Annotated in this window: 5 protein-coding genes; all 5 read left to right on the top strand. The window is 55.5% G+C overall.

Features of this window, described 5'->3' with window-relative positions; genetic code table 11:
- The first annotated feature begins 7 nt into the window (after positions 1-7).
- Genes brxC through ABX962_RS01845 form a run of 5 tightly spaced genes read left to right on the top strand, consistent with a single transcriptional unit; the run spans position 8 to position 14,283 of the window.
- Positions 8-3,631 (top strand): BREX system P-loop protein BrxC, encoded by a 3,624-nt coding sequence (gene brxC / locus ABX962_RS01865; protein WP_372716083.1) that lies wholly within the window; start codon positions 8-10, stop codon positions 3,629-3,631.
- Between the two features lie 11 nt (positions 3,632-3,642).
- On the top strand, positions 3,643-7,863 hold the full coding sequence (gene pglX / locus ABX962_RS01860) for a BREX-6 system adenine-specific DNA-methyltransferase PglX (protein WP_372716081.1): 4,221 nt from the start codon (positions 3,643-3,645) through the stop codon (positions 7,861-7,863).
- Complete coding sequence (pglZ, locus tag ABX962_RS01855) at positions 7,860-10,832, top strand: BREX-6 system phosphatase PglZ (protein WP_372716079.1); 2,973 nt, start codon at positions 7,860-7,862, stop codon at positions 10,830-10,832. The genes pglX and pglZ overlap by 4 nt, the downstream gene beginning before the upstream one ends.
- Complete coding sequence (brxD, locus tag ABX962_RS01850; protein ID WP_372716077.1) at positions 10,829-12,169, top strand: BREX system ATP-binding protein BrxD; 1,341 nt, start codon at positions 10,829-10,831, stop codon at positions 12,167-12,169. Before pglZ ends, brxD begins: the two co-directional genes overlap by 4 nt.
- Positions 12,166-14,283 carry a DEAD/DEAH box helicase gene (locus ABX962_RS01845; RefSeq protein ID WP_372716075.1) on the top strand — a complete coding sequence of 706 codons (2,118 nt, stop codon included), beginning with the start codon at positions 12,166-12,168 and terminating at the stop codon, positions 14,281-14,283. The genes brxD and ABX962_RS01845 overlap by 4 nt, the downstream gene beginning before the upstream one ends.

Below are 14,283 nucleotides of genomic sequence, written 5' to 3'. Positions count from 1 at the left end.
AAGCAACATGAAGATCAAAGAGCTATTTGCCGAGGATGTTACTCGCAGCATTCCGCCGGTTGTCTACTTCCACCAGCAGGATCGGGAACACATCGAATCCGAAGTCCGGGAATACATCATCACGGGCGGATGGAACGAAGATCATCCCAACTACAAACGCGTCCCCGACGGTATTCACGAACAATACGTCAAGCTGCTGCGCGGAATCACTCGCGAGCTAGAGAAGCCAGGTGGCCCCGACCTTCCCAACGCGTGGATCTCGGGATTCTACGGATCGGGGAAATCGAGTTTTGCAAAGTTGCTCGGACTGTCGCTCGATGGAAAGAGTCTTACTGATGGAACATCGCTTTCCGAAGCGTGGCTTGCGAGAAATAAGTCCCAGCGTCGCCAAGAGATGGTTGACGCCTGGAGCGAGCTACGCGCCAAGATCAATCCAATCTCGGTCGTGTTCGACGTTGGCGCCAAGGCACGGGATAACGAACACGTCCACGCGGTCGCCATTCGCCAGTTGCAGGAGCGTCTTGGCTACGCAAGCAAAGACCCGATCGTCGCCGACTTCGAGCTAAAGCTGGAACGCGACGGGCTGTACGACCAGTTCAAGGAAATTGCGCTGGCACAGCTCGGCAAGCCATGGTCGGAGGTCAAAGATACTTCGATGGTCGACCAATCATTTTCGCTGGTCATGCACCAACTCGACAAAAAAATGCACGTTGACCCGCTTTCCTGGTCGATGGCCTACGCCGGCAAAGCACCTCCCGGACGATCGGCCGAAGAAGCAACCGCCGACATTGGCGACATGCTGCGTTTCCGTGCCAGCGATGCCACTCTGTTCTTTGTCATCGACGAAGTCTCTCAGTACAGCCAATTCAACAAGGACCGTACCGACAAGCTACGGGCGTTCGCGACTTCGCTCGGGTCGACGCTGCGAGGCAAAGTCTGGATGCTCGCGCTTGGCCAGCAAAAGCTTGACGAAGGTGCGGGCGAAGATGTCCTCGTCTGGGCGCGAGATCGCTTCCCCCCGCAACTGCGTGTCCACCTTTCAGCCACCAACATTCGTGATGTCGTCCACCGTCGGCTGCTCCAAAAGAAGACCGAGCACGTCGCGATGCTCAAAACCGCATTCGAGGAACATCGACCAGAGTTGAAGCTGTTCGCTTACGGTTGCAGCGAAGTCACTGCCGACGAATTTGTCGATATCTACCCGATGTTGCCCGGACAAATCGACCTCGTGCTGCAAATTACGTCCGCGTTACGGACGCGTTCCAATCGGGCTCCGGGAGACGACCACGCGATCCGGGGCTTGCTGCAATTGCTCGGCGACTTATTTAGCGACCTTCAGCTGGCTGAGGCCGAGTTCGGCAAGGTGGTCAGCTTGGATCAGATCTACGAGATCCAGAAGACCGCTCTCGATTCGGACACCCAATCGAGCATGTCACGGATCATGAACAAGTGCGTCGAGATCAAAGCCGACTTAGCGCTTCGAGCCGCCAAAGCGGTCTCGCTGTTGGAGCTGATCCAAGAATCTGAACCGACCACGCCCGAAATGGTTGCGAAGTGTCTCTACGACCGTCTTGGGGTTGGCGATCAGGTTTCCGACGTTAAAGAAGCACTCGAGCTTCTCCGTTCGCATGGTTTGCTCGGCTATTCCGACAAACTGGGTTACAAAATCCAATCGTCCGCAGGCGAAGAATGGGAACGTGAACGTCGCGATGGCGGTGCGAGTGTCGACAAAGTCGGCGACTACGTTTTGACAGCCCTCAAGGAACTATTAGCGACGATCGACAAACCCAAGCTGAACGACCGCCCCTTTCCGGTCTCAGGCCTGTTCAACAACGCTCGCCTCCATGAGGACACTAAGATTTTCGATCCCCGCGACCCGACTTGCGTAGTGATCGACTTCCGTTACCTGCCCAACGAAGACCGAGGGGAATCCGATTGGATCCGCCAAAGCGACGAAGCGGCGCTGAAGAACCGCCTCGTTTGGGTGTGTGGTGACAACGAAAAGGTGCGTGAAGAAGTCCGCGAACTTGCTCGCAGCGAGGCGATGGTGAAGAAATACAAAATTCGCCGCGATAGCCTCAGCGTTCAAAAACGGACGTGTCTGAACGAAGAAGAGATAAAGTTGGAAGATAGCACTCGAAAGGTCAAGGAAGCCGTCGCGGAGTGTTATCGTGCCGGCATGTTCTATTTCCGTGGCGACAAATACGAGGCTCGCTCTCAGGGTGAAGCGTTCTCAACAGCGGCGAATCGCTGTGCCACCCGAATCATCAAAGATCTTTTCGGGATGTTTGATGGCACCATCGTCAGTCCCACCGAAGTCGAACAACTGCTCCAGCCCGACCTCGTTGGCGTCTCGGCCAAATTCATGCGAGACGAGTTGGGGATCCTGGATCTTGACGGATCACGCTACGAAGCCACGTGTACCGGTGTCGTGCCCGTTCGCATTCACGAGAAGATCGCTCGCGACAACGGCATCAGTGGTCTTTCATTGCTAAATGATTTCGGCGGTTCGCCGTTCGGTTACCGGCCTGAACTCATCAAAGCATGCGTCGCCGGACTGATCCGTGGATCTAAGGTCAAAGCTCAATTGAGCGATGGCGGTGCCGAGATCAATTCGTGGCGTGATGTCGGGATGAAGGAACTATTCACATCCGACCGAGCATTCCGCCGCGCCGATTTCTTCCCTGCGGATGAGGGCGACGTCAATCCCGGCCAACTGAACAAGATCAGGAAATTCTTCACCGATGAATTCAACCTCAAGCTGGGGCGTGACATCGGTGAGATCGCCGACGCGGTTGAGACGCAATTCCATCCCCTCAATCGCAAGCTGACCGACGTCGTGGGTGATCTGAACAAACTCTCCGTCCCTGTTCCGATTCCTCCGGAGTTTGCAACGCTTCAGCGGGCCATCGAAAAGTGCCTTGCCAAGGTACGTCATGCCAAGCCGACCGTTCAGCAGCTACTAAAAAACCTAGACACCCTCCGAGAAGGCATCCGTAAGGTCAATGTGTACCGATCGGAACTGCAAGATGATTTGATTGGCAAAATCAACGAAGCGGGCGAGGTGTTGCAATACCAATTTACTCAGCTAGAAGACCTAGGCTCCGTCGAAGCAGATGTAACCGAAGCTGCCCAGCGAATCCGATCGCATCTCAAAACGGACCGCCCATGGCTGGAAGCCAGCGAGTTGGACAGCGACGTCGAGGTGGTGCGAGAGGCGTACAAGACTCAGCGCCGCGAGTTGCTTGGTGCGCAGGAAGTTTCCTCCGACGCGGCACGTGGGCGAGTGAAGAAGCGGATCGGCTTCAGCACACTTTCATCGGATCATTCCGCGATCGTGCTACGTGAATTTGATTCGGCAGTCACGAATACCGACGAAGACGCCGTCTCGCCCAAGTTGATTGACTTGCGAGATTCGTTCCAAGCACGGCTGGGACGCTGTGAAGAAGTTGCGAATCGCAAGCTCGATGAAATCCTCAGCGAGACGAGCGACAAGATCCTTCGTCCTGTCACACTCAATTTCTCCAACCGCGTAATCAATGATGAAACCGATGTCGACAAGTTGCTTTCGGAGATTCGCAAGGAGCTGATGGAACAACTAGACGCCGGTGTGAAAGTAAGGATTGTTTGAGAAAAATCACCATGACGATGACCCCCGAGGCCAAAGGCCAACTTTCCAAAACGATCCGCTCCCTTCGTACTCGACTGCTGGAAGATTTCAAGTCTGCCAACGACTCGACCTACAAGTATTCCATCCGACGCATCGACCAAGCTCGACTCAGCGAAGCCAATGCGACGCGGCGGCGACGGATTGAGGCTTGGACAGCCGAGCAAGTCCGTGGAGAGGCTGGCAAGAAGAATAAGCGTACTGCCGAGGACTTTCGCCGCGACTTGGAGAAGCAGGCCGCCTACACACTACTGAACCGATTGCTGATCCTGCGGCTGATGGAAGCCGGTGGGCTGCACAATGGCGATCTGGTCGCCAAAGGCTGGCAGAGCGATGTGTTTGGCAACCTTCGATACTTCTCGGCAGAGATTGTCGAGAACGACGACACCGAAGGTCTATCGTTCTGGCTTCGGATGGTGTTCGACGATCTCGCGATCGACATGCCCGGCTTGTATGGCGACGCCGGAATGTCGGAGTACATTCCGATCCGGACACAAACCCTGCGAGCCGTGATCGACGCGTTTGCAGGTGCTGAGCTGGAATCGTGCTGGACCGATGACATGACGCTCGGTTGGGTGTATCAGTACTGGAACGATCCCGAGCGTGAGAAGCTGGATAAGAAAATCAACGACGGCGGCAAGATTGAACCCTACGAGATCGCCAGCAAGACACAGATGTTCACCGAGCGTTACATGGTCGATTGGCTGTTGCAAAACAGCCTCGGCCCGATGTGGTTGGCGATGTGCCAGAAGCACGCCTGGACACCGCTGGCTGAATCAACCGGAACGCTCGCGGCGTTGGAGAATCGACGGCTCGATTGGCGATCTCGGCGCGACGCCGGTGAAGTCGAGTTGACCGACCTGATGCCGCTAGAAACGGAACTAGAACATCGCTGGGCGTACTACGTTCCGCAGCAGATTCCCGGTGATGCGGTCGAGCACGCTCCCGAGTCGGTTCGGGAGTTGAAAATTCTGGATCCCGCCGTTGGATCAGGGCACTTTCTAATTGTCGCCTTTGACTTGCTATATGCACTGTACGAGGAAGAAGCAAGCCACCGCGGCGAATCAGGCGATCAACAAAAATGGTCGTCACGAGCCATCGTCGAATCCATCCTTGAAAACAACCTGCACGGCATTGACCTCGATCCACGAGCTGTCCAAATCGCGGCAGCAGCGTTGTGGATCAAAGCCAAATCGAAATGTGCCGGCGCTCACCCATCTCGGTTGAATCTCGTCGCATCGAACCTCGGCATCGCACAATTACCCGAAAAGGACCCGGCGCTCGTCGAACTTCGCGACACCGTCGAGAAAGAAACGGGTATTCCCGCTGAGCTAACCAACCAAATTATTGAAGCCCTTCGCGGGGCGGATCATTTGGGCAGTTTGCTGAAGATCGACAAAGCGATAGACGAAGCGATTGAGAGCTACTCAGTCGAGATCGGTTGGGAAGGGAACGCGATGCAACTCAAGATGTTCCCCGACGGACGACTGGAACAGCAGAACCTACCGTTTCCAAAAGAGCGAGCAACGAGAGATTTGCTCGCCGCGATCGAGACGTTCTTGGACAAGCATTCGGGGGCAGATGAACTCGGCTTGCGTTTACATGGAGAGCAACTAGCCGCTGGAGTGCGATTTATGCGAATCGTCAAAGAAGGCCTCTACGATCTCGTTGTGGCAAATCCACCGTATCAAGGGACAAGTAAACTCGCTGCGTCAAAGTACATTGGCCAGAACTATTCACTTGGAAAGGCTGATTTATTTGCTGCGTTCCTTCTTCGCGGTTTGGAACTCGCACGTGACGACGGTGTTTCGTCGATGCTCACTATGCGAAACTGGATGTTCATAAAGCAGTACTCTAGGCTGCGTAAGCATCTATTGGAAACCTGCGACTTATGTTCAATAGGGGACTTTGATCGCGGTGCATTTGAAGATGTTCCCGACGAAGTTGTTAGCGTTGCCGTCGCTTCCTTCGCGAAGCGAACTAGTACTACAACGAGCATTGCAGTTTGTCCTACGCCCAGAAACGATCGCACTCGCGATAACCTTAGGACTCACCGCAAGCGAGCAGCGACACTCTGTCAGACTGGGAAAGTTGCCTTTGATCCTGTTGAGTTGAGGTCCGTTCCCGAATGGCCACTTGTGTATTGGTGGGATAGACATATTCACGAAATCTACCAGTCGCACGATAAACTCGGCGACGTTGCGCCCGTTCGCACTGGCCTTTGCACAAGCAATAATGCAAGGTTTCTGCGTCTCCACTGGGAATTGAGCACAAGATCGGAACGTTGGTCGCCTTACGTCACAGGCGCACAGGGCATGGAATGGTTTGACCCTTGTGACGAGCGCTGCGTGTGGTCGTTTAACGGCCTTGAAATGAAAGTTTTAAACGAGTCTCTTTACGGTAGTTTTAGTCGAGTTATTCAAAATGAAGACTTTTACTTTCGACGTGGTGTAGCGTACACGCCAATTGGGACTAGGTTCTCCGCAAGGGTGTTCCGACGCACCGCGATCATGGGCAAGAAGGGCTCTTCAGTTTTTCCAGTCGACTTGGCATCGACTGTTTGCGCCATGAATTCTAATTTCGCTCGCAATGTCCTAGAGTCACTGAATCCTGGACTGGACTTCCAGGTTGGTGATGTCAATCGATTGCCTCTTATCGAGATTGAGCATGCAGATAGGATTCTCGCTGTATTGGAGAATGGCTTCTCGTCTCATGAGCGTCACCGCGAAACGTCGGTGGAATTCCAGGATATAGGAGGAACTTCCTGGAGAGCGTGCCAGGAGTGGGCGCAAAGTGCCGTTGATCGCCCGGACGATGCTTCCTTGCTCCACTACGTCGAGCAACGCGATATGGAGTCGCCAACCGCGCACGTAAGTTTTGCTGTTGGCGTCGCATTGGGACGGTTTGGCACCGATGGCGAGGGAATCCTTGATCCGCGAAACAATTCTCTGGATCACGCTTTGCCCCATGGCATTCTCTTTCTTGATGATTCTCTTGATGAAAACGATGATCGTGACAGCCTTGGACACATGGCAGCCGCTCCAGTGCATGCGGCTTGGGCGGACCAAGGACCGCAATTGAATACGCGTAGAAGTTTACGTCAGTGGTTGAGGCTTGATTTTTTCAAGTCCGTTCACAGTGACATGTACGAGAAGCGGCCGATCCACTGGCCAATATCGTCAAAGAATAAGACCTTCGTTGCCTTCATAAACATCCATCGCTGGGACGCTAACACGCTTCGTCATTTGCTGGCCGATCACTTGCAGACCGGCGCGCTGCCGCGACTTGACGGTGAATTGGAAGACTTGCGGAACAATCGCGGTGACAAGGATACTGACGCTCGGTTCGTGAAAGTTAAAGCTTGGAAAGAGGAACTGGACGAGTTCATCGCCATGCTGAATCAGTGCAGCGAAAAAGGTCCGCCACCAACCGACCAAGATTGCCCGAAGCGTGAAGTCGACGCCCGCTACGATCCTGACCTGGACGACGGCGTGATGATCAACAGCGCCGCCCTGTGGCCGCTGCTCGAACCACAATGGAAAGATCCCAAGAAGTGGTGGAAACAACTCGCCCTGGCCAACCCCAAGGGCAATAAGGATTACGACTGGTCGCACCTAGCGATGCGGTACTGGCCGACTCGCGTCGACGCGAAATGCCAGGAGGATCCATCTTTGGGGGTCGCCCACGGGTGTTTCTGGAAATACCACCCGGCCCGAGCCTGGGCATGGGAACTGCGCCTGCAAGATGAAATTGCACCTGACTTCCGCATTGAAGAGGCTCCATATCCCCCTCACCCTAGCCCTCTCCCCGAGGGGAGAGGGAACGAATTGGACGGAGGCGACACCGAACATCGCGCCGCCTACCTCCGCGACGAACCGCTCGAGGCCATTGAGGCGATCGAGAAAGAAGTCCACCGCCGCCGAAAAGACGCCGAAGGGAAAATCCTTCGCGAATTGACGATCCTCGAGCCCGGTCTCTGGTCCGCCGAGCCCGAAGCCTGTTGGGAAATGGAAACTCGCATCATTACCAAACAAGAATTCGGCTTCCGCCTGATCGCCCCCGACGAAGATCCCGCCCGCGCCAAACTACTCAAAGCCACGCCTCAAAAAGCCACGGGGCGCAACAAGCTACTGCAGAACCGCGGTGGTGACTCTGGCTACTTGGTCGGATGGCAGGAGGCGATCGAGGAAGCATGACGGACACCATCACACCTGCCCGACGTCACGGCCCCGTCTCCAAGGCACTGGAGTTGGAACTGCGCGATTTGATCGGTCAACATGACATTGTGATTTGGTTGGACGCCGGCAGCATCTACACCGACTTTGTCGACTCGCTCGCTCTGATGCACGCCGATGGCAAGTTGCCCTATGCGGTGCATGCGTTTCGCGGCAGCCATCTGCAATTGCTGTTTGACCTGCGAATGGTTAGCAGCTCGCCCAGCCGCCATCCGATGGTCGTTCACATGCCGGGCTTCAACCGTGACTCGGTGAAGCAGACGCCAATATTGGAACTGTATCTTGCCGGCCGCAGTTTCGAAAAACGATACTCCACGCTGGTGACAGAGGCCGCAACGGGAAACGTGACGCCGGAACAGATCAAGGCGTTCCTCTCCGATGGCGAGACGTCGATTGCCACTGCAGACGAGTGGCTTGCCGATATGTTGCGATCGGGCGGCAACTCGATCGCAGCCCAACTGCACACTTTGTCCCCAGAATCATTGCTCGATGATTTGCTCAGTGCTACTCCTATGCCCGACTCCGTTGCAGATCGTGTCGATGATGGCACGGATTTGAAACCGGTTTGGAACCGCTTGGGTGCGACGCTGGGGCTACCGGAAGAATGGCGTTCGGACTTACTGCGTGAAAGCCAACGCAACGAAACCGAAATTGGCGCGAAGGATATCGCCTTCACCGCTGCGGCGTGGGCAATGGCGGTTGAGTACGTGGATGACTTGGATCGAGACCCGGTGGATCCGAAGCTGGCGGGCGCTGCCGGATTGAGTACGGCGTTGAAGCAGGCATGTCGCTCGGTGGCGAGCCACCTGCGAGGGAAGCATGTGAAGTTTTACTTGCGAACAGCGAATGAGACCGAGAATTTCTTAGAAGTCGAAAAGCAATCGGCCACCGCCGAAGACCTGGGCCAGGTGGATACGTTCGAGTTTGAAGAACAGGAGATCTTTAATGGCACGCTCGCCGCGATCAACGAAAAGAAATGGGATCTCGCTCAAACCTGGGCGAATCGCCGGTTGGATGGCCGGTCGTTCTGGCTGCAGGAAGATCCCCAGCGTGAAAGCTCGTGGCGCCTGTTGCTGTCAGCCGCGGTGTTGGGTGCGGCGATCGAGAAGGCGGGACCGAGTCTTGGCGAGTTCCATAGTCTGACCGACGCGATCGAAATTTATATTGCAAACGGTGCGGCCGTCGATCGAGCCCATCGCCAAATGGAACAACAACGACGTAGTTTGCTGTTCCCGAGTTTGCCTCGCTATTACGACGTTCGTCAGCCGCTCGACGCAATGCGATCGTTGTGGCGTGATTGGGCGGATGCCTGGGCGATCGAGTTCAATCAATTCTGTCAGTCCTACGGTTTCTTGCCGGATCCGGAGTATCGCCAGCGGGACTTTTTCGACGATATCGTGGTTCCCCTGTGCAAAAACGGGGATGCGGTCGCGGTCTTCGCAGTTGACGCGTTTCGCTTCGAAATGGCGACGGAATTAATGGACGAGTTTGAGTCCGCCAAGGCAACGACGGTCCATTTGAACGGCCGACTGGCGGAACTGCCTACGGTGACGTCGGTGGGCATGAACGCACTTGCCCCGGTGAATCACAAGGGAAAGATGACGCCGGACGTGAAGAACGGTTCGGTGCGAAGTTTCCATTCCGGTCAGTTTCAAGTGAAGGATCCTGCCAGTCGAAAACGGGCGATGCACGAAAAGGTCGGCGGGCGGACATGCCCGATGCTGACTTTGCAAGAGATCAGTGGACTGGATAAGAAGCAGCTTCGTCGAAAGATCGCGGGTGCCAAGCTGATCTATGTGCATAGCCAAGAGATCGACGATGCCGGCGAGAAGGATCTTGGGGCGGTTGTGTTTGACTATGCGATGCAAAGTATCCGTGCGGCTTGGCAATTGTTGCGTGAGGCGGGCGTCAAACAATTCGTCTTGACTGCCGATCATGGATTCCTGCTTCGTGACGGATTGTCGGAAGTTCAATCGCACGGACGAAAGGTGGACCCAAGACGACGGCACGTGCTGCGTCCACCATCGGCAGATCACGAAGGCGAGGCTCGCGTGCCTCTTTCCGATCTTGGTTACGAGGGCTGCGACCAACATTTATTCTTTCCAATGGGCACTGCGGCGTTTGATATTGGCAATAAGTCGCTGAACTATTTGCATGGGGGGAATTCGTTGCAAGAACGATTGATCCCGGTTGTCACGATCAGTCACCGCGTGGCCGTCGGAGGACAGAATGAACGTTACGAGTTCACGGATGTGATGCGAAAAGAGGCAGTTGCCGATATGCATTGCGTCACCGCGACATTGACTCCCGTCAGCGAGCAAGCTTCGCTGGGTTTCGTGGAAGGTTTGAAGTTGACCGCGTCGTTGCGACCGGTGGAAGCCGATGGTGTCTCGTTGGAATTGGTGTCGGTCCGCGGTGAGAACGCCAAAAAGCAAGGTGGTGTGGCCATCACCACTCCAGGTTCGCCGTTCGAGGTATTCTTTCGACTCAAAGGTAACGTGGACGGTCGAGTGCGTGTCGAGTTGTATCACCCGGCGGCAGATGCGGATGTCACGCCATTGCCGCTACCCGATCGCTTTACGGTGACAGTGGTTGGCGGCGTTGAGGCAAAGACCGAACCTGAGATCGAGAAAACTCCGACCACGCCTATTGTCGACGAGATCGAGGCAAGTTCGTGGCTTTATGAGTTGGAAAACGACGAGGTTCGCCAGTTCTTCAATCATCTCGAAAAGCACGGTACAGTGACCGAGGAGGAAGCGGCGTCTTTGCTGGGTGGCACGCGACAGGCACGCCGATTCTCATCGAAGTTTGAAGCTTTCGCTGAAAAGGCTCCGTTCTCCGCTCGCATTGATGTGATCGGCGGCGTCAAGCGATATGTCCGTGAACACGAAACGGAGTACAAGATTAGAAAGGATACAGAGGCATCATGACGGCAATGACCAACCGGGACATTCAGCATATTTTCGAGTCGCTTCGCAAGGGCTTGGTCCCCGAACGTGGCATCGACGCGTTTGCAGTCGGTATCGAGAAGCTTCGCGGTGAGATGGAACGCCAACTGGAATTGGCGCGAGACGGCGAGGGCACGATCAAGTTTCTGCGCGGCGGCTATGGTTGCGGCAAAACGTTTATGGCTCGACTGTCCCTTTTGGATGCGCAGAGTCATGGCTTTGCGACCAGCTTTGTTGTCGTATCCGATAATGATCTGCGTTTCCATCGCTTCGATGACGTATACAGAAAGGTAATGATCGAACTTGGCACGAATGTGTGTCCGCGCGGTGCAATGGGCGACATCCTGGACCGCTGGATCGGCAAGGTAGAAGATGCGTTGATCGCGACGGGTGAAGACGAAAACGCGGATGACTTCGACGCCAAGGTCCGCAAGCGACTTGACGATGACCTGGCATCGATGACAGGCGGACAAGCGCCTCAAGATTTCATTCGTGTCATCCAAACGATCTTTGATCTCAAACAACAGGGCAATGCCGCGGAAGCCGGCTCATTGATCTCTTGGCTCTGTGGCAGCGGCAACGTGGCTGCGTCGGCCAAGAAGGCCGCGGGTATCAAGGGTGACATCACCAGTCGCGACGCATTGGACTACCTTCGTGGTGTGCTTGAGATCGTTAAGGCGGCGGGCTACAAAGGCTTGGTGATCGTGATTGATGAAGCGGAAACCATCCTTCGCATGCGTAAGGACTCGCGTCACAAGTCGCTCAATGGGATCCGGCAGATTGCCGATGCTGCGGGATCCTACCCGAAACTGCTATGGGTATTCACGGGAACGCCGGACTTCTTCGATTCGCGACAGGGCGTTGCTGGACTCGTGCCGCTGCACGACCGCATTCAATTCATGAAACAAGGACGGTTTGCCAGCCTTCGGCAAGCTCAATTGGAGCTAACTCCATTCGACGCCGATCGTTTGCGGAGCGTCGCGGTTAAACTCCGTGAACTTTATCCGACCAACGACCAATCTCGTATCGACAGCAAAGTCAGCATCGAATTCATCGACCGATTGGTCGACGAGGTCACGAAGGGCTTTAAGGGGGACGTTGGTGTTGTACCACGACAATTCCTTCGCCAGTTTGTGACGCAGTTAGATTTGGTGGATGAGAACGAGGACTACGATCCGATGACGGAGTACGGATTCGAGCCGCAAGATCTGACGTCCGAAGAACAATTGGCGCTCAGTGGAAAAACGCTCACACAGGGCGATGGAGAGGATAATGGCGAGGATAATGGCGAACCGCCTGTTGCTGAGGATATTTGGTGAGCGTCTTTTCTCAGTTCGCCCCTCGTTTGCAAGAGGCTATTGTTTCACGTCTCGGATTCACGAGCCTGCGACCAGTTCAAGAGCTGGCTGGCGAGGCGATCCTTGCTGGCAAGAACGCGGTTGTGCTTGCTCCCACGGCGGGCGGCAAGACTGAGGCCTCGATCTTTCCAACACTATCGGGACTGGTCAACGATCCGGTCGATGGCGTTGGCGCCATCTATATCGCTCCGATCAAGGCGCTGCTAAACAACCAGTCCCATCGCTTGGACCAGTATACCGAAATGGTCGGCCTGCGCCGCTTCGTCTGGCACGGTGATACGCCGACGAACGAACGCAACAAGTTCAAGAAAGAGCCGGCCGAGTTGCTGATGACGACTCCCGAGTCGTTGGAAGTGATGCTGGTGTCGCAGAGCGTCGATGAAGAGACTCTTTTTCGCGAACTGCGTTATGTCATCATCGACGAAATCCACGCCATTGCCGGAAGCGATCGGGGCGCTCACCTGATGAGCGTGATCGAGCGAATCGCAATTCACTCCAAACACGATTTGCAACGCATCGGGCTCAGTGCGACAGTCGGTAACCCCGAGGCGATCCTCACATGGCTCAAGGGCAGTTCACAGCGAGAAGGCGTCGTTGTGGATCCGCCCAAGAAGGCATCAAGACGCCAGTTGCAAATCTTCCACCGCGATGGATTGGCTTCAATCGCAAACGAAGCGTCGCGGAAGGCTCGCGGTTCCAAGAGCCTATTCTTCTGCCAATCGCGTGCGACGTCCGAAGCGGTCGCCGAACAGATGCGACGTGAAGGTACAGAGGTCTTCGTGCACCACAGTGCTGTCTCCAGGGAAGAACGTCAATTCGCCGAAGAACAGTTCCATAGCGGCAGCGACGCCTGCATCGTCTGTACTTCGACGTTGGAACTTGGCATCGACGTCGGCGACTTAGACTACGTTTTGCAATCCGAGGCACCGGACACGGTCAGCTCCTTCATGCAGCGGATGGGACGTACAGGACGCCGGGGCGACACGCCCGCTAATACAACGTTCTATTGCGAGACAAGCGAAGGCGTTCTGCAAGCGATCGCGATCATTGAGCTTGCGAAAACTGGCTGGGTGGAAAGCATCGAAGTGAACGACCGTTGTTGGCCGGTTTTGATCCACCAGTTGCTCGCGATGTCGCTTTCGACCGGCGGTCTGCGTCCCGAGCAGGCATGGGAACACTTGTCCCGATTGCCGAATTTCTGCGGCATCCATCGCGAAGAGTTCGACCGCCTTATCGCCTGGATGATCCAAGACGGCTCGATGATCCTCTCCAGCGGCCTTCTCTCGCTCGGCCCGACTGCCGAGCGACGATTCGGACGTCGTAACTTTATGGAGCTCTTCGCGGTATTCTCGACACCAAGAACTTATGCCGTGATGACGCTCGCCGGACAGCCTGTTGGATCTCTCACCCAAGACTTCGTCGACCGACTCGTCGAAGACGTCAGCAGCTTTTTGCTTGGCGGGCGAGCGTGGGCAGTCCACCAAATCAACCATGACGATCGCCGGATCTTCGTCATCCCGACCTCGATGGGACGACAACCCTCTTGGGGCGGCTTCTTGCCACAATTCCTCGGCTACGATCTGTGCCAACAAGTCCTGCAAGTCCTCACGTCAACCGAAGACTATCCGTATCTCGAAACTGAATCACGTGAAGTGTTGCACGAGGAGCGTCGCAATCTAGGTGGCTTCCTCACGCCGAAGCGTGGAGGCATCGATGGAGACACCCACGAGCTTCGCTGGTGGACGTTCGCGGGAGGCCGGATCAATTCGACCCTTCGCTACGCCCTGGCGTTCCTAGAGCCAACCTGGACGTTCACCCCCGACAACTACGCCATCAAGATCCGAGGCGGCAGTCCAACATCAGCGTGGCTAGGCGAAGCGATCGCCCAGATCTCCACCGACGACTTCTGGTCAAACGAAGCCCTCCACACCTCGATCACCGCTGCCATTCCCAATTACCGTCTAACTAAGTTTCAACCACTTATGCCACGTTGGGTAGAACGAGAAGTGTTGCAGCAACACTTGTTGGATCGCATCCAGTCCGCGGCGTACTTGCAAGCAATCGGAATTAGTTGA

This window comes from Novipirellula sp. (genome assembly GCF_041583735.1).
GTDB lineage: Bacteria > Planctomycetota > Planctomycetia > Pirellulales > Pirellulaceae > Novipirellula.
The sequence above is the reverse complement of the archived record's forward strand: the minus strand, read 5'-3'. Positions and strand labels throughout refer to the sequence as shown.

Coding starts and splice junctions, on each gene's coding strand:
- brxC (WP_372716083.1), top strand. CDS start 8: ATGAAGATCAAAGAGCTATTTGCCGAGGATGTTACTCGCAGCATTCCG.
- pglX (WP_372716081.1), top strand. CDS start 3,643: ATGACGATGACCCCCGAGGCCAAAGGCCAACTTTCCAAAACGATCCGC.
- pglZ (WP_372716079.1), top strand. CDS start 7,860: ATGACGGACACCATCACACCTGCCCGACGTCACGGCCCCGTCTCCAAG.
- brxD (WP_372716077.1), top strand. CDS start 10,829: ATGACGGCAATGACCAACCGGGACATTCAGCATATTTTCGAGTCGCTT.